Raw genomic sequence first — 23,628 nt, 5'->3', positions numbered from 1 at the left:
TCGATAGTAGACGACGACGGGCCCAGTACCAAAACGAGGGCGCCTCACGCCGCGGCGATCGCGCGGGCGATCGCGGTCGCGTCCGCACCGACGCCCATGAGCAGCGGCGACCGGCGGGTCGTCATCCATGGCACGCCGATGAACCACAGCCGGGACAAGCGAGGGCTGCGCCCGCCCTCCTGCACCGGGAACCCGTGTTCGTCGGTGACGCCGTCGAGCTCGATCCAGCCGTAGTCGGGTCGGTAGCCGCACGCGACGATCACTGCGGCGACCCTGGCCAGCCGTGGCGGCGCGACCGCCACGGGAGCAGGCGGATCGGCGGGCAGCTCCTCCGGGCCGGGCAGGCCCCACCCGGCCGAGATCGCAGTGGCCGCCTGCCAGACCTGGCGATAGGCCTCGTCGCCCTTCGCGACGGAGGCGGCGAGGTCGTCGGCCACGACGAGCCGATCGCCGTCGATGCCGAGCACGCGGCCGCAGAGGTGCACGCCCTCGTCGGCGAGCGTGCGCAGGTTGAGGTCCTGACCGCCGTGGTTGCCGGTCACGAGCGGATTCGCAGCGACCCGCACGGCGACCGAGGGCTGGTCGGCGAGCGTCTGCTCGAAGAAGCCGGCCGCCTCGAGCCAGTCGATGCCGTCGCGGCCGGCGACCCTCCGCGGGATCGCCGGGGCGGATCCCGCCGCCATCACGACCTCCCGGCCGGCGGCGAAGAGCTCGTCGGCCAGCTGCGCCGCACTCTGCCCGCCGCCGACGACGAGCACGACGCCGTCGGGCAGGTCGTCGGGCACGTCGTCGGGCGACCGGTAGTCCGTCGAGCCGAGCACGGGCATCCGATGCGCGAGCTCCTGCGCCCACGCCGGGCGCCGCTCGTGCTGGTAGGCGCCGGTCGCGACGACGACACGGCGGGCGCGGATGCCTCCGGCCGGGGTGTCGGCGACCAAGGCGTCGTCGCCGTCGAGGCGGAGCGCGGTCACCGGGCGATGCTCCTCGACGGGCGCGTCGAACGAGGCGGCGTACCGCTGCAGGTGCGCGATGACCTCGTCGCGCGACAGGTAGCCCGAGCCGTACGGCCCGTGGTACTCGCCGCCCGGCAGCCGGATGAAGTGGTTCGGGGTCACGAGGTGGAACGAGTCCCACCGATCGGCCCACGTGCTGCCGACCGTCTCGCTGTCGAGCACGACGTGCTCCACGCCCTCGGCGGTGAGTTCGTGGCTCATCGCGAGGCCCGCCTGGCCCGCACCGATCACGAGCACGTCGACGTCGGCTCGCATGTCTCGACGGTACGCCCGCGGGCGACGAGCCGCGACTCCCCCGATCGGGAGGTGCGCGGCCCGCCGCGGCGGCGATCCGCGGCGGGCGGCCTGCTGCGTCGGCCTGCTGCGTCGGCCCTTCGCTGCGGCGGCCGTTCGCACGGGTGGTGTCGGCGGCCACGGGTAGTCTCTGGGCATGGCCCGCCCCACCTCCTCCTTCCGCTGCACCGAGTGCGGGTGGACCACCGTCAAGTGGGTCGGCCGCTGCGTCGAGTGCCAGCAGTGGGGCACCGTCGTCGACGCGGCCGAACAGACCGGCATCGTGCGCGGGCTGCAGGCCGTGAAGGTCGGCGAGGCGCGCTCGGCCCGGCCCATCGTCGAGGTCGAGACCACCGACGCGGCGCACCGGCCGAGCGGCATCGGCGAGTTCGACCGCGTGCTCGGCGGGGGCATCGTCGCAGGGGCGGCCATCCTGCTCTCGGGCGAGCCCGGCGTCGGCAAGTCGACCCTGCTGCTCGAGGTCGCCGCCCGGGTCGCGGCCACCGGCCGCCGGGTGCTCTACGTGACCGCCGAAGAGTCGACGGCCCAGGTCCGCCTGCGGGCGGGTCGCACCGGTGCGCTGCACGGCGAGCTCTACCTCGCCGCCGAGACCGACCTGGCGACGATCCTCGGCCAGATCGATGCGACCTCGCCCGAGCTCCTCATCGTCGACTCGGTGCAGACCGTCTCGTCGTCGCTCTCCGACGGCCTGCCGGGGCAGCCGAGCCAGGTCCGCGAGGTCGCCTCCACGCTCATCCGGGTCGCGAAAGAGCGGCAACTGCCGCTGCTGCTCGTCGGCCATGTCACGAAAGACGGCTCGATCGCGGGGCCGCGCCTGCTCGAGCACCTCGTCGACGTCGTCTGCCAGTTCGAAGGCGACCGGCAGACGGCGCTGCGCTTCGTGCGCGCGCTCAAGAACCGGTTCGGTCCCACCGATGAGGTCGGCTGCTTCGAGATGACGGGCGAGGGCATCGCCGAGGTGCCCGACCCGTCGGGGCTGTTCCGCTCGACCGGGCGACGCGAGGTGAGCGGCACGTGCGTGACGGTCGCGCTCGAGGGCCGCCGCGCGCTGCCCGTCGAGGTGCAGGCGCTCGTCGTCGCGACGAAGGCCCCGCAGCCGCGTCGCGTCGTCAACGGCGTCGACCCGTCACGCGTGGCGATGATCATCGCGGTGCTCGAGCGGCGCGCCGGGCTCAAGGCACTCGGCGAGCACGACGTGTACGTGTCGACGGTCGGCGGCGTGCGGCTCGCCGAGCCGGGTGCCGACCTCGCGATCGCCGTCGCCATCGCCTCGGCCATGCGCGACGCCGCGGTGCCGCACGAGCTGGCCGCCTTCGGCGAGATCAGCCTCGCCGGCGAGGTGCGGCCGGTGACCGCCGCGAAGCAGCGCACCGCCGAGGCTCGCCGTCTGGGCTACACGACGATCCTCGACGTCGAGGCCGGCAGCGTTCGCGCCGCCGTCGCCCGGGCGATGCTCGCGTCGACCGACTCCCGCCAGCGCGAGCTCGACGCGGCGTTCTGACGCGTCGTCGGCACCGGGAGTTCGCCGGGTCTCACCCGACTCGGCCGGCGCGCGGTCGGTCGGTCGGTCGGTCGGTCGGTCGGCACCATCCCGGATGCGGGGTGCTCCTGCTCGGAGTTGCAGGACTATTCGGCGGGCACCCGTGCAGACGGGGCCGCCGGCCCGCTCATCCTGCAACTTCGAGCCACTCGGATCTCCGGGGCACGCAGCGTGCCGGAGGCCGGGGCTCCCCGCAAGGAGTTGCAGGACTATTCGGCGGGCACCCGTGCATACGGGGCCACCGACCCGCTCATCCTGCAACTTCGAGAAGCCGCGTCAGACCTCGAGTGCGCGCAGCAGCTCGGCGGGCGATGCCTGCATGGGATGCGGCCCGGCGATGTCGAGGAACACCGTCGTGATCGTCGACTCGTGGCGCTTGAGGAACCCGCGCAGCCAGGCGGGGCTGTGCAGGCCGACCGCGGGCGGCAGGTTCGCCGGCTTGTTCACCGCGTCGCTGAAGAGCAGCAGCGCGACCTCACCGGTGTTCGGGTCGCGGTACGTCCACACCTCGCCGCCGTCGAGCGGCCTGTCGCGCGGACCCGGCTTGATGAGCGGCACGACCGTGTTGCCGTTGCGCAGTGCGAGGGCGACGGCCGCCATGTCCTGCCGTTCGAGCGCCTCGGCGAGCGCCTGCGAGCGGAACTCGACCGGCGGCTTCGCCTTCTTCTTCGCCTTGCCTGCCATGCCTTCCAGCGTAGCCGGGCCGCCGTGCCGGGGAGTCCGCCGGGAACGGGGCCGCACTCGCGGGCGACGGTCGGGTATCCGTCGGATCGAACCACGAGTGCGACCCCCGGGTGATCTCGCCCTGCCAGGTCCTCGACCATCCCTGCACCCGAGTGTCCCCCGGTTCGCTCCGTTCGGGGTACGCCCAGTTCGAGGGTCAGTGCCGGCCCGGCGGGAGCGGCGACCTCGAGCGACACCGTCAGTAGAGCAGGAACTGCTTCTTCTCGGCCGAGTCGAAGCCGTCGATCGACACCGCCAGGTAGTACGAGGCGCCGCCGGCCGGGACCGACTCACGGGGCCCCTCGCAGGTGTCCTTGCTCGAACGCGTGCGGTCCCAGGCGATCGGCGAGCTCGACGAGATCGGCTTGCCCGGCTGCAGCGACACCTCGGCGTCGATCGCGTCGACCTGGCAGTCGGTCGACATCCAGTAGACGTCGTCGCCGCTCGTGATCGTGAAGACCTGGGCCTTCGTGCCGGCGTTCAGCACGCACACGTTCTTGCCGGTGTTCTCGATCGTCACCGAGAGCTGCGGCTGCTGGCCGGCCTCGTACGACGACTTGTCGGTGATCGGCTCGACCACGATCTGCTCGGGTGCGCAGGGGTCGCCGTCGGCCGCGGTGGGCTCGGTCGGAATCGTCGTCGACTCGGGGTCGCTCGTCTTCGTGGCGTCCGTCGCGGCCGGCTTGCCGTCGCCGGTCGAGGGCTCTTCGCCCTGGCTCGCTCCCGGCCGCACGATGATGAGCACGATCGCGGCGACGACCGCGAGCAGCACCAGCAGCACGACGACCCGACGGCGCCGGTACACCTGAGGTGACGGGCGTCCGGCCGGAGGGTTCGTCGACATGGTCACAGGGTACGACCGAGCGGCGCCCACCCCGACGCACCCGGTCGGCGGGTTTCGACAAGCTCCCGGAGGACGGTTCAGAGTCGTTTCAGCATGCGGGTGTTGCCGAGCGTGTTCTGCTTGACGCGGGCGAGGTCGAGGAACTCGGCGACGCCCTCGTCGTGCGAGCGCACGAGCTCGGCGTAGACCTCGGGGTCGACGGTCTCGGCGCCCATGTCCATGAAGCCGTGCCGCCCGAAGAACTCGACCTCGAACGTGAGGCAGAACAGCCGTGAGAGGCCGAGCTCGCGGGCGTCGGCCTCGAGCGCGTCGAGCAGTGCGTGGCCGACCCCCCGGCCGAGCCAGTCCTCGCCCACCGCGAGCGTGCGCACCTCGCCGAGGTCCTCCCACATGACGTGCAGCGCCCCGGCCCCGATGATCCGCCCGTCGGCCGTCTCCGCGACGCGGAACTCCTGGATGGCTCCGTAGAGGTCGACCCGCTCCTTGCCGAGCAGGATGCGTCGGGTGACGAACGGCTCCACGACGTCGATGATCTTCGGCACATCGCTCGTGCGCGCACGGCGCACGTGGAACTCGGTCGTCATCCGCCCATCGTATTGCCGCGTGGGTGACGATGACGACGGCGGGCGGACACGACGAAGGGGCGGATGCCGCAGCATCCGCCCCCTCGTATCGTGTGCGCTACTCGCCCGATGCGGCCGCGAGGTCGGGCGTGGCCGTGCCGGTGCCGAGGGCGGCGTTCGCGTTCACGCCGACGTTCGCCGGCAGCGCCCGCTGCGACGTCGTGAAGACGAACTCGCCGTTCTGGAAGTCGACGTGCACGTGGTCGCCCGCGTTGAGCTCGCCGTGCAGGATCTTCTCGCTCAGCCGGTCTTCGACCTCGCGCTGCACGGCACGGCGCAGCGGGCGGGCGCCGAGCGCCGGGTCGAACCCGACCTCGATGAGCCGCTCCTTCGCCGCCTGCGTGAGCTCGATCGTCATGTCGCGGTCGAGCAGGCGCTCGCTGAGGCGCTTGAGGAAGAGGTCGACGATCTGCAGCAGCTCGGGCTTCGAGAGCTGCGGGAACACGATGATCTCATCGACGCGGTTGAGGAACTCGGGCTTGAAGTGCTTCTTGAGCTCTTCGTTGACCTTGCCGCGCATGAGGTCGTACCCGGTGCGGGTGTCGCCCTCGAGCTGGAAGCCGACCGGCCCGCCCGAGATGTCCTTCGTGCCGAGGTTCGTCGTCATGATGATGACGGTGTTCTTGAAGTCGACGACGCGACCCTGACCGTCGGTCAGACGACCCTCCTCGAGGATCTGCAGGAGCGAGTTGAAGATGTCGGGGTGCGCCTTCTCGATCTCGTCGAAGAGCACGACGCTGAACGGCTTGCGGCGGACCTTCTCGGTGAGCTGGCCGCCCTCTTCGAAGCCGACGAACCCGGGAGGGGCGCCGAAGAGCCGCGAGACGGTGTGCTTCTCGCCGTACTCCGACATGTCGAGCGAGATCATCGCGGCCTCGTCGTCGAAGAGGAACTCGGCGAGCGCCTTCGCGAGCTCGGTCTTGCCGACGCCCGTGGGGCCGGCGAAGATGAACGAGCCCGAGGGGCGCTTCGGGTCCTTCAGGCCCGCACGGGTGCGCCGGATCGTCTTCGAGAGGGCGGAGATCGCCTCCTCCTGGCCGATGACGCGCTCGTGCAGCGCCTTCTCCATGAAGACGAGCCGGCTCGACTCCTCTTCGGTGAGCTTGAAGACGGGGATGCCGGTGGCCTGGGCGAGCACCTCGGCGATCAGGCCCTCGTCGACGACCGCGGTGGTCTTGACGTCGCCCGACTTCCACTGCTTCTCGAGGCGCAGACGCTCGCCGAGCAGGTTCTTCTCCTCGTCGCGCAGCGACGCGGCCTTCTCGAAGTCCTGCTCCTCGATCGCCGTCTCCTTCGCGGCGCGGACCACGGCGATCTTCTCGTCGAACTCGCGCAGCTCGGGCGGCGACGACAGGATCGACAGGCGCAGGCGCGCGCCGGCCTCGTCGATCAGGTCGATCGCCTTGTCGGGCAGGAAGCGGTCGCTGATGTAGCGGTCGGCGAGGTTCGCCGCGGCGACGATGGCGCCGTCGGTGATCGACACCTTGTGGTGCGCCTCGTAGCGGTCGCGCAGGCCCTTGAGGATGTTGATCGCGTGGGGCAGGCTCGGCTCGGCGACCTGGATCGGCTGGAACCGGCGCTCGAGCGCGGCGTCCTTCTCGAAGTGCTTGCGGTACTCGTCGAGCGTGGTCGCACCGATCGTCTGCAGCTCGCCGCGGGCGAGCAGCGGCTTCAGGATCGACGCGGCGTCGATCGCGCCCTCGGCGGCGCCGGCACCCACGAGGGTGTGGATCTCGTCGATGAAGACGATGATGTCGCCGCGAGTGCGGATCTCTTTGGTGACCTTCTTCAGGCGCTCTTCGAAGTCGCCGCGGTAGCGGGAACCGGCGATGAGCGAGCCGAGGTCGAGCGAGTAGAGCTGCTTGTCCTTCAGCGTCTCGGGCACCTCGCCCTTGACGATCGCCTGCGCGAGGCCCTCGACGACGGCGGTCTTGCCGACGCCGGGCTCGCCGATGAGCACGGGGTTGTTCTTGGAGCGGCGCGAGAGGATCTGCATGACCCGCTCGATCTCCTTCTCACGGCCGATCACCGGGTCGAGCTTCGACTCGCGAGCGGCCTGCGTGAGGTTGCGGCCGAACTGGTCGAGGATCTGCGAGCCGCCCTGCGGGGTCTGCTGCTCGTTCGCGCCGACCTGCACCTGTTCCTTGCCCTGGTAGCCCGAGAGCAGCTGGATGACCTGCTGGCGCACGCGGTTGAGGTCGGCGCCGAGCTTGACGAGCACCTGGGCGGCGACGCCCTCGCCCTCGCGGATCAGGCCGAGGAGGATGTGCTCGGTGCCGATGTAGTTGTGGCCCAGCTGCAGCGCCTCGCGGAGCGAGAGCTCGAGCACCTTCTTGGCGCGCGGCGTGAACGGGATGTGCCCCGTCGGCTGCTGCTGGCCCTGGCCGATGATGTCCTGCACCTGCTCGCGCACCGCGTCGAGCGAGATGCCGAGCGATTCGAGCGCCTTGGCGGCGACGCCTTCACCCTCATGGATGAGCCCGAGCAGGATGTGCTCGGTGCCGATGTAGTTGTGGTTGAGCATCTTGGCCTCTTCTTGGGCCAGGACGACGACACGACGGGCTCGGTCGGTGAATCTCTCGAACATGCTCTACTCCTCACGGCCCCACTGGGCAGGGGACGTCGTTACATCGAGCGTAAACACTCGGGATGCCTCGTGGGCCGGTGTTCGCCGTGGGCGCATCGCGATGCAGTGGTTGACGCGAGACCGCGGATGGGTCATTGTTATCGATATTCGATGTTAATGATTTTCGATACGGAGCTGCGAATGTCCCTCATCGCCGACACCCGACTCAGCCGGAGCGACCAGGCCGGCATGTTCCTGACCATCGCCATCGCGGCGGTGGCGATCGTCACCACCGTGTGGCAGGCGGTCGCGCGCCTCGTCGAAGTGGTGCCCGGCCGCGACGTCCCCGTCCTCGTCCCGTTCATCGGCGAGGCGGCCACGCTGCCCATCGGCCCCGACGGCGCCCCGATCGAGGTCGACGTCGAACAGGCGGTCGTGACGGTGCCGCAACCGGCCGCCGCGACGCAGTTCGCCCTCGTCGCCGAGCCGATCGTCGTCGCGCTCGCGGTCACCGCCGGGGTCGTGCTGCTCGCCCTGCTCTGCTGGAACCTCGCCAGGGGGCGGGCGTTCACGCGCGCGAACACGCGCATCATCTGGTGGGGCTCGGCCGCGATCACGGCCGGATGGGTGCTCGGGTCGCTCTTCCAGACCATGTCGGTGAACGGGGCCCTCTCGGCCGTCAGCGAGTACACCTACGACGGCATCACCTTCTCGATCAGCTGGGTGCCGTTCTTCGCGGTGCTCGTGCTCGCCGTCGTCGGGGCCGCATTCCAGGTCGGCGAGCGGCTGCAGCGCGACGCCGAGGGCCTCGTCTGATGGCCCCCGCCGAACCCGACGAGGCCTCCGACGTGCACTGCCGGCTCGATGAGCTGCTCGAGGCGAGGGGCATGACGCTGACGAGGCTCAGCGAGCTCGTCGGGGTCTCGATCGTGAACCTCAGCGTGCTGAAGAACGATCGCGCCAGAGCCATCCGGTTCTCGACGCTGCAGGCGATCTGCGAAGCGCTCGAGTGCGAGGTCGGCGACCTGCTGGTCGTGCGCCCGCGCTGAACGACGACGGGCCGCCGGGCCAGGAAATCAGATCCTGCCCCGACGGCCCGTCGATCGGTCGCCCGGCGTTACGCCTTCACCGTACGGCGGCGGCGCATGAAGAGCAGCAGGCCACCCGCGGCGATCACCGCGAGGCCGACCCAGCCGGCCGTCAGGCTCGCGCCCGTCGACGGCAGCGGCGGCTGCTCGGGCGTGACCGGCGCGCAGTCCTCGCTCGACGCCGAACCGTTCCAGAACTCGATCGTCGCCGAGTTCAGCGTGCCGCTGCCCTCGTCGCCCGAGCCGACCGCGCAGTCGGCCTGGTCGGAGGTCACATCCGACGCGACGTCGGCGGTCACCTCGACGGCGTAGACGTGCTCACCTCCGGCCGGCAGCACCGCGGTCGTGACCGCGATGTCGTCGATGCCATCCCAGTCCGGGTTGATCTCGATGCCCTCGGGGCCCGTGATCTCGGCCGAGATCGGCGTGATGCCGTCGCCGAACTTCAGCTCGTCGGTGAGGTCGTACGACTCGTCCGTCGCCGACAGGCTCGTCACGGTGATCGTGTACGAGACATCCCACGTGCCGTCGCCGTTGTCGACGGCCGGGCCGTCGACGGTCTTGGCGATGTCGAGCGGGCCGCGCGCGACGTTCTCGATGTCGCAGGCGATCAGGTCGCCCGGCTGCACCGTGAAGTCGCTCGCGTCGATCGGCGACGGGCCGGCCTCGCCGACCGGGTCGACCGTGCACACGAGGTCGCCCGCGACCCAGCCTTCGCCCGGGTCGGCCTCGGCGAGCGAGAAGCGGCCGCCGGGCAGGACGCCCTCGAACACCGCGGTGCCCTCGCCGCCCTCGGTCGTGACGCTCTCGACGACGGGCTCGCCGGCAGGCGCGCCCTCGGCGTCGAGCGGGGTCAGCTCGAAGTCGAAGGTGCCGTCGCCGCCGACGGCGGACTTCGTGACCTCGATCTGGCCGGGCACGGCCTCGTTCGTCAGCGCGCATTCGATCTCGGTGTCGATCTCAGCGGTGAACTGGAAGCCGGGTGCGTCGCCGTTGCCGTCCTCGAGCGCGCCCTCGGCACCGGTGCAGGTGATGGCGCCCATGTTCCAGCCGTCGACCGAGGTCTCGAACACCGTGTAGTCGTCGCCGGGCACGAGATCGGTCCACGTGACGCTGTCGGAGCCGTTTCCGGCGCCGCTCACCGTCTGGGTGCCGGGCTGCTCGCCGGGGACCGGCGAGATCGTGAGGTCGAACGCCCACTCGAAGCCGTCGGCGACGCCCTCGACGCTCTTGGTCACGGTGACCGAGCCCGGGAGCGCCTCGTTCGTGAACACGCAGGTCACGACGGCGCCGGGCTCGAGGACGACGGCCGTCGACGTGCCCTCGGGCGTGCCGCAGCTGATCGAGTCGAGCTCCCAGCCGTCAGGCAGCGTCTCGGCGACCGTGTAGTCGCCGGGCACGATGAGTCCCGAGCTCCACGGGTTCGCCTCGTCGTCGGTGGCGTCGTTGAGCGTGAACTGCTCGTCGGTGCCTTCACCGGTCAGCGAGAAGTCGAAGTCCTGGTCCCACTCACCGGGGATGGTCTCCTTGTCGACGCGGATCTCGCCGCGCTGCGTGTTCGTGTAGGTGCACTCGACGCGCTCACCCGGGTCGACATCGAGCACCGCCGAGAAGTCGGCGAGGTCGACGATCGTGCCCTGGTCGGGGTCGACGCAGACGAGGTTCGTCGTGTCGTAGCCCTCGAGCGCGGTCTCGGCGAGGTCGTAGCTGCCGGGCTCGACCGAGTAGACCTCGCTGTCGCCCGATCCGTCGGTCGCGTCGATCGTGAACGTCGACGGGTCCTCCAGCCAGCTGCCGGTGTACTCGAAGACGGCGCCCTCGGTGCCGTCGACGACCTTGTGCACCTGGATCTCGCCGTTCTGCGTGTTCGTGAAGACGCAGTGGGTGCCCTCGCCCGCGACGGTGGTCACGGTCTCGCCGTCGGCGATATCCGTTCCCTCCGGCGAGCAGGTGACGTCGGTGAGGTTCCAGCCCTCGGGCACGGTCTCGGTCACGGGCACCTCGCTGCCGGGCGCGAAGTAGACCGGCGCGCTCGTCTGGCCGTCGGTCAGCTGCACGGCAGTGCCGTCGACGTCGAAGTCGAACGTCTGGGCCGAAGCGTCGGGCAGCGTCTGCTTCTCGACGGTGACCCACGAGGTCGTGTTCACGATCGTGCAGGCGGTCACGTTGCCCTCTTCGACCGGGAACACGTCGTCGGGCGAGGTGAGCTCGATGATGCGGTCGTCGATCTGGCAGCTCATCGACAGCAGCTCCCACGGCACGCCGTCGGGGATGACCTCGCCGAGCGTGTAGTCCTCGCCCGCGAAGACGTCGGGCCACACGTCGGTCTCGCCGATGCGCAGCGTCTCGTCGATCGCCGTCTGGTCGGGGTAGATGTCGCCCCCGCCCGCGCGCTCCACCGTGTAGGCGAAGTCGACGGTCGAGGTGATGCCCTGCGGGTCGGAGAGCTTCGTGACGCTCAGGGCACCGCAGTTCGTGATCACGAGCGGGTTCTGCGGCTGGAAGAAGTCGATGATCTCGGCGGTCGCCGAGTTGCCGGTGCGCGTGAACCCGATGCCGGTCGCGAAGCCCTCGCACGACTCCTCGTCGAAGAGGCCGACGCTCGAGAGGTCCACGGCGATCTCGCCGAACGTTCCCGCCTCGCCGGGCAGCGGCCCGGGGCCCTCCATGCGCGCTCCGACCGCCGCCTCGAACACGAGGGTCTGCTGGATCGGCACCCAGAGGCCCGGTCCGTCGGGGTCGGTGCAGTCGCCGTCGGCCGCGACCCAGCGCAGCGCTCCGGCGGTGGTCGTGTTGTTCGCCGAGTCGTAGTTGAACTCCACCGCGAAGTCGTCGCAGCGGCCGGCCTCTGGGCCCTCGAACGTCTGGAAGGTGCTCATGTCGCCCGAGCCGTCCAGGCGCGTCCAGTACATGTAGAGCACGACGTGCTCGTCGCCCTGGTCATCGGTGACGACCTCGTACGCCGCACCGCCGGTGCAGGCGTCGTCCTTGGCGTTGACGTTGGCCGGGGCCGGGGCCCACGGGTTGTCGTTCTGCTTCTGCGACCCGGGCGAGCCCGTCTGGTCGACGCCGGTACACGCGATGTCGGAGGCGCCGTTGTCCCATCCGCGCGTCGCGTAGACGATACCGGTCGACGAGAATCCCTGGTCGGTCGTGTACGGGACCGACCCGAGGAAGTCCGACGTCCCCTCCGCGGGGAGCGGCGCCAGGATGCTGTCCCAGTCGGTGTCACCGGGATCCGAGCCCTCCAGCGTCATGTTGCCGTCGATCTCGAACCCGGTCTGGAGACCACCGGGTTCGAGCGTGGCCGCCGACGCCGGTGCGGCGAGCAAGGCGGGAGTCAGGAGTGCGCCGAACAATGCGGCGATGGCGGCAGCAGCCGTCAGTCTGCTTCTGGGCACGAAGAACGTCCTCACGTGTCGGGTTGCCGTCCCGGGTGAACGGCGCACGTGATCGCAACGCTAGTGCGGCAGGACCCCTCACTTCAGGGTTCGATGCCGAACGTCTTACCCCAGTTCAGGGGTGATTTCCGATTCGGGGTACGAGGGTTCCGCGAACCGGGGTGCAGTACGCGGCTACTTGATCGGAACCGTGATCTCGGTGTCCTGCACCTCGACGACGAGCGGCTTCGTCGTCGTCACGTCCATCGGGGTCCAGAAGACGGTCGTGTGCGGCACGAGGTCCATGGTGCACATCTGGTTCTCGGGGTACTGCTTCATCTCGATCGCGACCCGGTTGCCCGTGGCGGCCGGTTCGACGACGCTGATGCGCTCGCCCACCGGCGGGCACGTCGAACTGCCCCACAGCGTGACCGAGAGCTGGCCGCCCTCGCCGACCCAGCCGGCCTGCGGCTCACCCGTGCCGTCGCCGCCCTCTTCACCGCTCGCCTCGCCCTCGTGCTCGGACACGGGGGCACCCGAGTAGTTCTCGGCGGGCGTCTTCGGCGGCGCGCACGCCGCGAGCAGGAACACGGAAGCCAGGGCCGCGGCAGCGAGGCCGGCACGACGAAGACGCACGGAGGTAGCCATGCGGCAATGCTATCCGGTCGACCGCCGCTGATTCAGCCCGCCCGGCCGCGTCGTCGGCGCGGATTAGGCTGGCGCCATGAGCAATCTCGAGAAGGATCCGCTCGAACTGCTCTGCCCGCCCGAGGGGCGGCAGGGCCCGGCCGTGCAGGTCCTCGAATCCCGCGACGTGCCGCTCGGCGGCCCGCGGGCCATGAACGTGCGGCGCACGCTGCCGCAGCGCGGCCGCACGACGATCGGCGCCTGGTGCTTCGCCGACCACTACGGCCCCGACGACGTCGCCGTCTCCGGCGGCATGGTCGTGCCCCCGCACCCGCACACCGGGCTGCAGACCGTGAGCTGGCTGTTCGAGGGCGAGATCGAGCACCGCGACTCAACCGGCAGCCGAGAGCTCGTGCGGCCCGGGCAGGTGAACCTCATGACCGCCGGCCGCGGCATCTCGCACTCCGAGGTCTCGACGGCGACGACCGCACGACTTCACGGCGTGCAGCTCTGGGTCGCCCTGCCCGACGCCTCCCGTCACACGGCGCCGTTCTTCGAGCACGCCGAGGTCGAGGCGCACGAGGTCGACGACGCCGTCGTCCGGGTGTTCGCCGGCTCCCTCCCCTCGATCGGCGACGATGCCGGCGTGACGCTGTTCAGCCCGATCGTCGGCGCCCAGATCGACATCGCGGCCGGCGGCGAGGCGTGGATCGAGCTCGACCCGGCGTTCGAGCACGGCGTGCTCGTCGACGTCGGCCCTGTGCACGTCACGATCGCGCCGACCGACGACGAGGTCGACGAGACGCGCGCCGACGCCGACGGGCTCGCCGTCGCGGGCCACTCGGCGGTGCTCGACCGGAGCGAGCTCGGCTACCTGCCCGTCGGGCACGAGGGGGTTCGCCTCCGCGCCGACCACGGCCCGGTGCGGGTCGTGCTGCTCGGGGGCGTGCCGTTCGGCGAGGAGCTCGTGATGTGGTGGAACTTCATCGGCCGCGACCACGACGAGATCGTCGAGTACCGCCGCCAGTGGCAGGCCGAGGTGATCGGCCGCGACAACCCCGACGGGCGCTTCGGCCACGTCGACTACGAGGGAGCCCCGCTGCCGGCACCCGACCTGCCGACGGTCAGGCTGAAGCCGCGGTCCTGAACCTCCCGATCGTGGATGCCTCGCCGTGGGCGTCCCTCCGACGCATCCGACCGCTGCCGGCTATTGCAGGGCGGAGGTCAGCCTGGCGAGGTTGTCGAGCACCGTCGAACGCAGCGGTTGCTGCAGCCATTCGTCGAGCGTGAGCTCGCGGCTGTCGTGCCGATAGCCGTCTTCGACCGCGCGCATCTCGCGCACGAACGAGGCGCCCCGCACGAGCAGCGACACCTCCATGTTGAGCTCGAACGACCGGATGTCCATGTTGCTCGACCCGATGACCGCGACGTCGTCGTCGATCGTGAAGTGCTTCGCGTGCAGGATGTACGGCGCCTTGTACATGTAGATCTTGACGCCGGCGCGCAGCAGCGCCTCGTAGTACGAGCGCTGCGCGTGGTACACGAGCGCCTGGTCGCCGATCTCTGAGACGAAGAGCTCGACGTGCACGCCCCGCTGCGTGGCGCCGCTGATGGCGTAGAGCATCGACTCGTCCGGCACGAAGTACGGGCTCGTGATGATGAGCTTCTCCTTCGCCGCGTAGAGCAGCGCGAGGAAGAGCTTGAGGTTGTTCTCGCTGCGGAAGCCGGGGCCGCTCGGCACGACCTGGCAGTCGAGGTCCTGCGCCTCGCCCGGCTGCTCGAGCGCGTCGGTGAGGTCGCGAGCGGGCTCCTCCCCCGTCTCGAGGTACCAGTCGGTCGCGAAGATCGCGTCGAGGCCCGCGACGATGGGGCCCTCGACCCGGGTGACGAGCTCCTTCCACTTGAGCCCGCGGCGCCGGTTGCTGCGCTTGTTGTAGCTGCGGTCGATGATGTTCTGCGATCCCATGAAGCCGACGTCGCCGTCGACGACCAGGATCTTGCGGTGATTGCGCAGGTCGGGCCGCTGGTACTTGCCCTTGAACGGCTGCACCGGCAGCATGAGCTGCCAGCGCACGCCCATGCGGTCGAGGCGCTTCAACGTCCTGCGGTAGCCGGCGACCCTGGCCGAGGCGACGTGGTCGAGCAGGACCTTGACGTCGACGCCGCGGGCGACCGCGTCGCCGAGCGCGTCGAAGAACGGCGCCGTCGTCGCGTCGAGCGCGAAGATGTAGAACTCGACGTGCACGAACCGCCTCGCGCTCCGGATCGCCGCCGTCATCGCGTCGAGCGAGCCCTGGTAGTCGCCGATGAGGCTCGCGCTGTTCTGCCCGATGAGCGGCATCGAGCCGAGGTTGCGGTTGAGCCGCACGACCCCTTCGAACCAGCTCGGCCAGGCACGCGAGTCGCTCACCCGCTCGACGCCGTGCGTCGACTCGCGGATGTACCGGTCGACCTCCGCCTGCTTCTCACGACGATGCTTGGGCAGCTTCGGGTTGCCGATGAGCACGAAGAACAGCACCCCGAGGAACGGGATGAAGAAGATCGCGAGCAGCCACGCCATGCCCGCCGTCGGGCGGCGGTTTCGCGGCACCACGATGACCGCGATCACGCGCACGACCAGGTCGACGATGAGCAGGACCACCGTGATGACGAGGGTCGTCTGCTCGACGCCGGAGCCCATGCCGTCAGGCGGCCGGGTGCTCGCGGGCGATCTTGGCGCGCTCCTCGGCTTCGATCCGCGCGTACGCCTTGCGCTCGTTGCGATCGGCGCGGATGACCGCGCGCATCACGAACCAGAAGATGAGGCCGATGAGCACGGTCGGCGCGAGCGACCAGATCGCGTTCGCCCAGAAGTCGTTCATAGTGCGTACAGGATATCCGGCTTCCCTGCGAGTTCCACCGTCGCGGCCGGCACTCGGGTGCTCATCGGACGATCCGCTCGCCGGCGCGGATCGGCACGGGCCAGCGATTGCCGGGCACGGGCATCACGCAGACGTAGTGGTCGGAGAACGCGCACGGCGGCAGGGTGGCGCGATTGAAGTCCACGACGACCGTTCCGCCGGCCGACGCGGGGAAGCGGATGAATCGGAACGGGTGGCTCTCGCGCCCGGCCGTCGCGTCGGCGAAGGCGGCGGAGAACCAGCCGTCGTCCTCCTGCACCGTCAGCGAGAACGCCTCGCCCGCCCATTCGAGGTCGACGACCGCGTCGAACGCCGACGCGGCGGCGTGGCCGTCGACCGAGATCGTCTCGGTCGTGGTCGCCGTCTGCTGCACGCGTCCCGTCAGCCGCGCCGCCTCCGTGAACGCGAACCGCTCGATCGACGAGATCCCCCTGGCGGCCGGCGCGCCGGGATCGAGGACCCTCAGTGCCGACGCCCCGTCGCGCTCGAAGGCTCGCAGAAGGAGGCCAGCGACCTCCGCCTCCTGCCCGGGGGCGAGGCGCAGTCCGTCGTCGCCGAGCACGTCGCCGCCGCTCGCACGCCAGCGGCCGGGCAGTCCGTCGAGTTCGGCCGGCTCGGCCGTGAGCCAGTGCGTCGCGGCGAGCGTCGCGATGCCCCACTCGCCCCACACTCGGGCCTCTCGCTCCTCGATCCACTCCTCGTGCGCTGCGCGCAGGTCCATGAGGCTCCCGTTCTCGATGTCGACGACGTCGCATGACGTTCGTATGCATATTGTTACGCCATCGAAACCTAGAGATCTATAGTCTCTGCCTATGGAGGATGCAGGACTCATCGAGATCGACGCCCTGACGCGGGTGCTCGACGTCCATTCGCTGCGGATCCTGGTCGCGATCGACCGGACCGGCTCGATCAGCGCGGCCGCGCGCTCGCTCGGATTCAGCCAGCCGACCATCACCCAGCACGTGCAGCGCCTCGAATCACGGCTCGGCACGCCGCTCGTCGCCCGCACCGCCCGCTCGGCGAGCCTCACCGCGATCGGCCAGCTGCTCGCGGCCCACGCGCCGCGCATCGACGCGAGCCTGACCGCGGCCGCCACCGAACTCGCGCGGGCGCTCGGGCACCGGGTGGGCACCGTGCGCATCGCCGCCCCCGCCGAGGCCGTCGTCGGCACCATCGCCCCCGCGCTCGCCCGCATCGCCGCCGACATCCCGGGGGTCGAGGTGCGCTTCGTCGAGGCCGAGCCCGATGAGGCGCTCGAACTCGTGCGATCGGGGCGCGTCGACGTCGCCGTGATCACCGGCGCCTCCGGCGAGCGCGGGCAGCGCCTCCGCCGCGACGGCCTGCGATCGACGTTCCTCTACGCCGAGGAGCTCATCGCCGCCCTCCCGTTCGACGAGCGTCCCGGTCACGGCACCCGCGTCGAGGCATCCGCGCTCACCCAGCTGCCGTGGATCTTCGGCGAGGGAACGCGTTCGGGCGTCGTGGCTGCGGCCGTGGGCCGCGCGACCGGACCCGGCGACCTCGAGGTCAGCCGCCCCGATGCCGCGCTCGCACTCGTCGCGGGGGGCTTCGGGGCGACGTTCCTGCCCGAGAGCGCGTTCGCGTCGGCCCCGCCGCCGGGTGTGCGGGCACTCGGCCTGAGCCCGACGCTCAGTCTCCGCACCGTCGCCGTCACGCTCGCCGAGGCGAGCGAGATCCCCGCCGTCGCGGCGAGCCTGCGCATGCTCGCCGCACGTCGTCCGAGCGGCTACGAGGTCGAGGCGCTCGCCGAAGCCCGGCGCCGCTCGAACGGACATCGTGCGCGCTTCGCACGCCCCATCGCCCTCGCACCACTCCCGAGATCGCAAGAGGAGGACTCCCCCATGTCCGCATCATCCCGTTCCCGCATCGCGCGGGCAGGCGCCGCAGCAGCCGGTGTGCTGCTGCTGGCCGCCTGCACGAGCGGCGCAGCCGAATCGAGTACCGGCACCGACACCGGCGAGGAGATCGAGCACATCAGCGTCGCGCTGCCGGGCTCGCTCTCGAACCTGTACGTCGGCCAGGAGGCCGGCATCCTGAACTACTACATCGCGTCGATCGCGCAGGAGGGCCTCGTCTCGGTCGATGCCCAGGGACGGGTGCAGCCGGGGCTCGCCGAGTCGTGGGAGCAGACCGACGACGTCACCTACGTCTACGAGCTCCGCGACGATGCGGAGTTCCAGGACGGTACGCCGGTCACCGCCGACGACGTCGTGTTCAGCCTCGAGCAGGCCCGCGACGAGACGACCTCGCCGGGCCTCGCGTACTACCTCGCCGGCGTCGACACGATCGAGAAGACCGACGAGCACGAGGTGACGATCACGCTCACCGCGCCCGACGCCGCCTTCGCCGCGAACATGAGCTCGGGCGGAGCCGCCTTCATCACCTCGCAGGCATTCTGGGAGGAGCACGGCGGCAAGGTCGGAACGGCCGACGCGCTGCTGCTCGGCACCGGACCGTACCAGGTGACCGAGTTCGTGCCCGACTCGCACGTGCAGTTCGAACGGGTCGACACCTGGTGGGGCGAGCTCCCCAAGGTGAAGTCCATCACCGTCGAGTTCATCCCCGACGAGTCGACGCGCCTGCTCGCGGCGCAGTCCGGCGACGTCGACGTCGCCTTCAACGTGCCGCTCGCGCAGGCGACGCAGTGGGAGCAGCTGCAGACCATGCGGGTCGAGTACGTCAACGACCTCTCGTACGTCGGGCTCTACTTCAACACCTCGCTCGCGCCGTTCGACGACCCCAAGGTGCGCGAGGCCTTCGCGCACGCGGTCGACCGCGACGCCGTCGTCGACAAGCTGCTGCGCGGCCACGGCGAGGCCGCGACCGCGATCATGACGCCCGAGTCGCTCGGCAAGGCGTACGACGGCGACGAGGCTCGCGAGGTGCTCGCCGGCATCCCCCAGTACGACTTCGACCTCGACGCCGCGAAGGCGGCGCTCGCCGCCTCCGACCACCCCGACGGCTTCGAGGCGGAACTCCTCACGCCGTCGACCGGCCCGCAGCTCGGCACCGCCGCGCAGTCGCTCGCGGAGAACCTCTCGGCGATCGGCATCACGCTGAACGTCCGCGAGGTGCCCATCGAGGAATGGCTCGCGAGCCTCGACGCCTCGTCGAGCTACGGCGTCGGCATGATGTGGTACTTCTCGACCCTCGGCGACCCGGCCGAGGTGCCGAGCTACCTGCTCGGCGCCGGCAACCCCTCGGCGTACTCGAACCCCGAGATCGACGAGCTGCTCGCACAGGCTGGAGCGGAGTCCGACCCCGCCGCGCGCGTCGACCTGCTCGTGCAGACCGAGACGCTGCAGGCGGAGGACATCGTGAACGTGCCGCTCTGGTGGGGCCAGTCGGCCACCGCGTTCGCGAACGACCTCGGCTTCGACGACTACAGCTCGTTCGCCTTCATCTCGTCGTGGCCGACCCAGCTCTACCGCACCGCGCCGTGACCGAGTCCGCTCCCATCGCACGCGCGCCGCGACTCCGGCCCCTCGGCCGGATGCTCGCGGTGCGCGTGCTGGGCACGGCGGCGATCCTGTTCATCCTGTCGATCGTCGTGTTCTCGATGCTGCACCTGGCGCCCGGAGACCTCGTCAAGACGCTGCTCGGCACGCGCCCGGCCTCGCCCGAGGCCGTCGCAGCGATCCGAGAGCAGTACCACCTCGACGACCCCCTGCCCGTCCAGTACCTGCGCTGGCTCGGCGGCGTGCTGAGCGGCGACCTCGGGCAGTCGATCCGCCTGCAGACCTCGGTCGCCGACGCGATCGGTTCGCGACTCGGGCTCACGCTCGCCCTGTGCGGGCTGGCCTTCGCGATGGCCCTCGTCGTCGGCATCCCGCTCGGCGTGCAGAGCGCCGTGCGCGCGGGCGGCGTGATCGACCGCACGGGGACCGCGCTCGGGGTCATCGGCCTCAGCGCACCCACCTTCGCGGTCGGGCTCCTGCTGCTCTACGTCTTCGCGTACTACCTGCCGATCTTCCCGGTGTACGGCGGAGGACGAGGGCCCCTCGACACGCTCTACCACCTCGTGCTGCCGGCGGTCACCCTCGCGGCGGGCCTCGGTGCGATCGTGCTGAAGCTCACCCGCACGGCGATGCTGCGCGAACTCGATGCCGACTACGTCACGTCCGCGCGTGCGCGCGGCATCCCCGAGTCGCGCACCCGCCGACTCGCCCTGCGCAACGCAGCCATCCCGATCGTCACCGGCGCGAGCCTGCTGCTCACGTTCCTCGTCGGCGGAACCGTGCTCGCCGAGACGACCTACGCGCTCCCCGGCCTCGGCACGCTGCTGCAGGATTCGGTGCTCTTCAAGGACCTCGCCGTCGTGCAGGCGCTCACGCTGCTCGTCGCGCTCGTGATCGCCGTGATCGCGCTGCTCGCCGACGTCGCCTACCTGGTGCTCGATCCGCGCGTCCGCGCGCAGGGAGGTGCCGCATGACCGCCTCGCTCGGCGCCGTCGGCGTCGGATTCCGCTCCGGCAGGCGCATGCCCGCGTCGATCGTCGTCTGCCTCGTGCTGCTCGCCGTCGTGCTGCTCGCCGTGCTGTTCGGCCCGCTGCTGTTCCCCGACGCGACCAAGCAGGACATCCTCTCGAGCCTCATGCCCGCCGGCTCGCCCGGGCACCCCCTCGGGACCGACGAGCTCGGCCGCGACATCCTCGCCCTCACCGTCGCGGGCGCGGCGTCGGCGCTCGTCGGCCCCGTGTGCGTCGCGGTCGGCTCGATGCTCCTCGGCATCCTGCTCGGCACCCTCGCCGGGTACGAGCGGGGCCCGCTCGACTTCGCGATCAGCCGGTGGACCGACCTGCTCCTCGCCCTGCCGGTGCTGCTCGCCGCGATCGTCGTCTCGGGCGTCTTCGGCGGCGGCTACTGGACGACCGTCGCGCTGCTCGTGCTGCTCTTCTCGCCGTCCGACATCCGGATCGTCCGGGCGGGCGTCCTCGAGCAGTCGGCGCGCCCGTACATCGAGGCGGCGCAGATGCTCTCGCTCTCTCGCTGGCGCGTGATGTTCCGGCACATCCTGCCGAACGTCTCCTCGCTCGTCATCACGAACGCGATGCTCAACGTCGCGTTCGCCCTCGTCGCCTTCTCGTCGCTGTCGTTCCTCGGCGTGGGCGTGCCGCCCGGCACTGCCGACTGGGGCCGCCAGCTCACCGACAGCCGGGCGATCATGTTCGACAACCCCGCGGCGGTGATCGTGCCGGCGCTCCTCATCATCGTCGTCGCGTGCGCGGTCAACCTCGTCGGCGACTGGCTCGGCCAGCGCATGACCCGCTCGGGAGGCCTCGCATGACCGGCATCGAGGTGGCGATCGACGGCATCGCCGGGCCCGCGGGGCCGATGGTCGAGGCGCTCGCCTTCGCCGTCGAACCGGGAGCCTCGCTCGCGCTCATCGGCGAGTCGGGGTCGGGCAAGACGCTCACGGCGAAGAGCCTCGTCGGCCTCCTCCCGCCCGGATTCGGCGCCCGGGGCGTCTTGCGGGTCGACGGACGCGAGCACCCGCTCGCGTCGACGGATGCCTCGTGGCGACGGGTGCGCGGCCGCGAGGTCTCCCTCCTGCTGCAGGACCCGTTCACGAGTCTCTCCCCCGTGCACCGCTGCGGGCCGCAGATCGCGTGGACCCTCGAGGCGAAGGCCGGCCGGCGGCTGTCGAAGCGCGAGCTCGACGAGGCCGTGGCGACGCGCCTCGCCGAGGTCAACCTGCCGGCCCGGGTGGCACGCGCCTACCCGCACGAGCTGTCGGGCGGCATGCGGCAGCGCGTCGCGATCGCCGCCGCGATCGCGAGCGACCCGCGCCTGCTCATCGCCGACGAGCCGACGACGGCGCTCGACGCCTCGAACCAGGCCGAGATCCTCGACCTGCTCCGCGAACTGCAGCACGAGCGCGGCATGGCGATGCTCCTCATCTCGCACGACCTCGGGCTGGTCCGCGGCCGCACCGACGAGGTGCTCGTCATGCGGCACGGCGAGGTGGTCGAGCGCGGCTCCACCGCGACGGTGCTCTCGGCGCCCGAGCACGCCTACACCCGCGCGCTCATCGCCGCCGACCCGGCGCTCGCCCTCGAGGCCGACCACACGGGCGACACCGCGCCCGGCCTCGGGCACGACGACGGCGCCGACGCGGGCGGGCGTGCACCGCTCGTCGCCGCCTCGGGCGTGGTCAAGCGCTTCGGGCCGCGCACGGTGCTCGACGGCGTCGACCTCTCGATCGCCCCCGGCCAGATCGCCGGTGTCGTCGGCGAGTCCGGATCGGGGAAGTCGACCCTCGCCCGATGCATCGCCGGCCTCGAACGCGAGGACGACGGCACGATCGCCTTCGACGGCCGCCCGCTCGCACCCGGCCGCCGGTCGCGCACGCCCGAGCAGATGCAGATCGTGTTCCAGGATCCGTACTCGTCGCTCAACCCGATGATGTCGATCGGGGCGATCCTCCGCGAGGCGCTCGCCGTCGGCGGGCGCCGTCCAGACGAGGTTCCGGCGCTGCTCGAGCTCGTCGGCCTGCCGGTCGACGCGGCGGTGAAACGGCCGGCGCAGCTCTCGGGCGGCCAGCGCCAGCGGGTGGCGATCGCCCGCGCTCTGGCGCCGCGGCCGCGCCTGCTCATCTGCGACGAGTCGGTCTCGGCGCTCGACGTGCAGGTGCAGGCGCAGATCCTCGACCTGCTCGGGCGCCTGCGCGACGAGCTCGACATCGCGATCCTCTTCATCTCCCACGACCTCGCCGTCGTGCGCCGCATCGCCGACACCGTCACGGTCGTCTGGCAAGGGCGGGTCGTCGAACACGGTACCTGCGCACAGGTGCTCGACGATCCCGCCGAGGACTACACCAGGCTCTTGGTCGCGGCGGCGCACCGCGACAGCACAGGAAGGACCCCCGTCGGATGACGACCACCGCCGATCCCCTGCTCGACGACGACCTGCGATCGGCGCTCGGCGCCGAGCGCGCGGCCCGCTGGGCGTCGCCGCGGGCGCCGTACGCGCCGCGCGTCGACCTCGTGCACCGCGACGGGCGGCCGGTCGCGGCGGCGCTCACCTCGCGCCGGGGAGCGACCGCCGCGGTCAAGATCGTCGACGTCTGGTGGCGCACCGAGGCGGATGCCGCGACGGCGGCGGCCCTCGTCGACGACATCGTCGCCCGGGCGGAGGCCGCCGGCGACGCCGCAGTGAAGTGGGAGGTGCCGCTCGGACAGGACCTCCCGGCGTTCGCCTCGGAGCGCGGCTTCGCGCCCCTCGCCTCGCCGCACCCCTCGGCCCCGGGCACGCTCGGGGCGCGCGGCTACGTGCGCTGGCTCGTCGACCTGCCGCACGCCGAGGCGCCCTACTACGCGCAGACGACGCTCTACACCTGCGGCGCGGTGAGCGGGCTGCTCGCGGCGGAGGCGGCGGGGGCCGCCGGCTTCGGCGGTGCTCGTGATGCCTCGCCGGACGACCCGCAGGGCTCGGCGCAGCTGCCCTCGGTCGCCGACCGCGACCTCGAGCTCGCATTCTGGCGACGGGCGAGCAACTTCCCGGCGATCGAGCCCGTCGGGCTCGGCGTCGTCATGCGGGAGCACCTGCCTGCCGACCGCCCGGTCGAGGTGTTCCTCGACCATGACGGGCCGGTGCTCATCGAGGCCTACGCGGGATTCGAACGCGACTTCAGGGCGGAACTGCAGGCCGAGTCGCTGCGCCAGGGCGAGGCGGTCGGGCTCGCGGTGCACCGTACGCGGATCGGCATCGAAGAGATCGCACGGCGCGTCGCCGGCGGCGACCTCGCCCTGCTGCTCATCGATGAAGCGCCGATGCACGGGGAGACCGGACCGCACTGGGTGCTCGCGCATGCCGCGGGCCACGGCGTGGTCGTGATCGAGGATCCCTGGATCAGCTCGGACGAGGGCGAGACGTGGGTCGACTCGCACGAACTGCCGATCGCGCACGCCGACCTCGACCGCATGGTGGCCTGGGGCGCAGCGGGCTACCGCGGCGTCGTCTTCGTCGGGCGCACCTGATGACGGCGCGGGGCGGCGCCGTGACCGACGT

19 protein-coding genes are annotated in these 23,628 nt (G+C 71.1%); 9 read left to right on the top strand and 10 right to left on the bottom strand.

Going from position 1 to position 23,628, the window contains the following annotated elements:
- Window positions 1-44: 44 nt before the first annotated feature.
- The gene (locus tag ACWGPE_RS08980) at window positions 45-1,268 is read right to left on the bottom strand and encodes an NAD(P)-binding domain-containing protein (protein ID WP_452048532.1); all 1,224 of its coding nucleotides are present in this window, start codon (window positions 1,266-1,268) and stop codon (window positions 45-47) included.
- 175 nt (window positions 1,269-1,443) lie between these two features.
- Between ACWGPE_RS08980 and radA the strand changes: the two genes are divergently transcribed.
- A complete protein-coding gene (gene radA / locus ACWGPE_RS08975; protein ID WP_231430031.1) occupies window positions 1,444-2,808 on the top strand; it encodes a DNA repair protein RadA in 1,365 nt (454 codons plus the stop codon).
- Window positions 2,809-3,123: 315 nt separating this feature from the next.
- Here radA and ACWGPE_RS08970 read toward each other — a convergent pair whose 3' ends face one another.
- From ACWGPE_RS08970 to ACWGPE_RS08955, 4 genes are all read right to left on the bottom strand, one after another.
- A complete protein-coding gene (locus ACWGPE_RS08970) occupies window positions 3,124-3,531 on the bottom strand; it encodes a dehydrogenase (RefSeq protein ID WP_231430030.1) in 408 nt (135 codons plus the stop codon).
- Between the two features lie 238 nt (window positions 3,532-3,769).
- The gene (locus ACWGPE_RS08965) at window positions 3,770-4,414 is read right to left on the bottom strand and encodes a hypothetical protein (RefSeq protein WP_275505426.1); all 645 of its coding nucleotides are present in this window, start codon (window positions 4,412-4,414) and stop codon (window positions 3,770-3,772) included.
- Window positions 4,415-4,491: 77 nt separating this feature from the next.
- The gene (locus tag ACWGPE_RS08960; protein ID WP_231430028.1) at window positions 4,492-4,998 is read right to left on the bottom strand and encodes an amino-acid N-acetyltransferase; all 507 of its coding nucleotides are present in this window, start codon (window positions 4,996-4,998) and stop codon (window positions 4,492-4,494) included.
- 97 nt (window positions 4,999-5,095) lie between these two features.
- Complete coding sequence (locus tag ACWGPE_RS08955; RefSeq protein WP_231430027.1) at window positions 5,096-7,624, bottom strand: ATP-dependent Clp protease ATP-binding subunit; 2,529 nt, start codon at window positions 7,622-7,624, stop codon at window positions 5,096-5,098.
- A 180-nt stretch (window positions 7,625-7,804) separates the two neighbouring features.
- On the opposite strand from ACWGPE_RS08955, the gene ACWGPE_RS08950 reads away from it, so the two are divergent.
- Entirely contained in the window at window positions 7,805-8,419 is a 615-nt protein-coding gene (locus ACWGPE_RS08950; protein WP_231430026.1) for a hypothetical protein, read from the top strand.
- Window positions 8,419-8,652, top strand: a complete 234-nt coding sequence (locus ACWGPE_RS08945; RefSeq protein WP_231430025.1) for a helix-turn-helix domain-containing protein — start codon at window positions 8,419-8,421, stop codon at window positions 8,650-8,652. Before ACWGPE_RS08950 ends, ACWGPE_RS08945 begins: the two co-directional genes overlap by 1 nt.
- A gap of 68 nt (window positions 8,653-8,720) precedes the next feature.
- Here ACWGPE_RS08945 and ACWGPE_RS08940 read toward each other — a convergent pair whose 3' ends face one another.
- Window positions 8,721-12,092, bottom strand: coding sequence for a prealbumin-like fold domain-containing protein (locus ACWGPE_RS08940; protein ID WP_452048531.1), 3,372 nt, complete (start codon window positions 12,090-12,092; stop codon window positions 8,721-8,723).
- A 174-nt stretch (window positions 12,093-12,266) separates the two neighbouring features.
- A complete protein-coding gene (locus ACWGPE_RS08935) occupies window positions 12,267-12,719 on the bottom strand; it encodes a hypothetical protein (RefSeq protein ID WP_452048530.1) in 453 nt (150 codons plus the stop codon).
- 76 nt (window positions 12,720-12,795) lie between these two features.
- Here ACWGPE_RS08935 and ACWGPE_RS08930 point away from each other — a divergent pair, with 76 nt between their 5' ends.
- A complete protein-coding gene (locus tag ACWGPE_RS08930) occupies window positions 12,796-13,845 on the top strand; it encodes a pirin family protein (protein ID WP_452048529.1) in 1,050 nt (349 codons plus the stop codon).
- Window positions 13,846-13,905: 60 nt separating this feature from the next.
- Here the strand turns inward: ACWGPE_RS08930 and cls are convergent, their stop codons facing one another.
- From cls to ACWGPE_RS08915, 3 genes are all read right to left on the bottom strand, one after another.
- Window positions 13,906-15,378: a cardiolipin synthase gene (gene cls, locus ACWGPE_RS08925; protein ID WP_231430021.1), complete on the bottom strand. Its 1,473-nt coding sequence runs from the start codon at window positions 15,376-15,378 to the stop codon at window positions 13,906-13,908.
- 4 nt (window positions 15,379-15,382) lie between these two features.
- On the bottom strand, window positions 15,383-15,559 hold the full coding sequence (locus ACWGPE_RS08920; protein WP_231430020.1) for a hypothetical protein: 177 nt from the start codon (window positions 15,557-15,559) through the stop codon (window positions 15,383-15,385).
- Window positions 15,560-15,620: 61 nt separating this feature from the next.
- Window positions 15,621-16,319: a DUF1684 domain-containing protein gene (locus ACWGPE_RS08915; RefSeq protein WP_452048528.1), complete on the bottom strand. Its 699-nt coding sequence runs from the start codon at window positions 16,317-16,319 to the stop codon at window positions 15,621-15,623.
- Between the two features lie 91 nt (window positions 16,320-16,410).
- Here ACWGPE_RS08915 and ACWGPE_RS08910 point away from each other — a divergent pair, with 91 nt between their 5' ends.
- Genes ACWGPE_RS08910 through ACWGPE_RS08890 form a run of 5 tightly spaced genes read left to right on the top strand, consistent with a single transcriptional unit; the run spans window position 16,411 to window position 23,597 of the window.
- Complete coding sequence (locus ACWGPE_RS08910; RefSeq protein ID WP_452048527.1) at window positions 16,411-19,062, top strand: ABC transporter substrate-binding protein; 2,652 nt, start codon at window positions 16,411-16,413, stop codon at window positions 19,060-19,062.
- Complete coding sequence (locus ACWGPE_RS08905; protein WP_231430017.1) at window positions 19,059-20,051, top strand: ABC transporter permease; 993 nt, start codon at window positions 19,059-19,061, stop codon at window positions 20,049-20,051. Before ACWGPE_RS08910 ends, ACWGPE_RS08905 begins: the two co-directional genes overlap by 4 nt.
- Complete coding sequence (locus ACWGPE_RS08900) at window positions 20,048-20,905, top strand: ABC transporter permease (protein ID WP_231430016.1); 858 nt, start codon at window positions 20,048-20,050, stop codon at window positions 20,903-20,905. Before ACWGPE_RS08905 ends, ACWGPE_RS08900 begins: the two co-directional genes overlap by 4 nt.
- Window positions 20,902-22,494 carry an ATP-binding cassette domain-containing protein gene (locus ACWGPE_RS08895; protein ID WP_452048526.1) on the top strand — a complete coding sequence of 531 codons (1,593 nt, stop codon included), beginning with the start codon at window positions 20,902-20,904 and terminating at the stop codon, window positions 22,492-22,494. The genes ACWGPE_RS08900 and ACWGPE_RS08895 overlap by 4 nt, the downstream gene beginning before the upstream one ends.
- Entirely contained in the window at window positions 22,491-23,597 is a 1,107-nt protein-coding gene (locus tag ACWGPE_RS08890; RefSeq protein ID WP_452048525.1) for a peptidase C39 family protein, read from the top strand. Before ACWGPE_RS08895 ends, ACWGPE_RS08890 begins: the two co-directional genes overlap by 4 nt.
- The last annotated feature ends 31 nt before the right edge of the window (window positions 23,598-23,628 follow it).

The sequence above is a fragment of the Agromyces sp. NPDC055658 genome, assembly GCF_053618155.1.
Note: the sequence above shows the minus strand (reverse complement) of the source record. Positions and strands in the feature narration are given on the sequence as shown.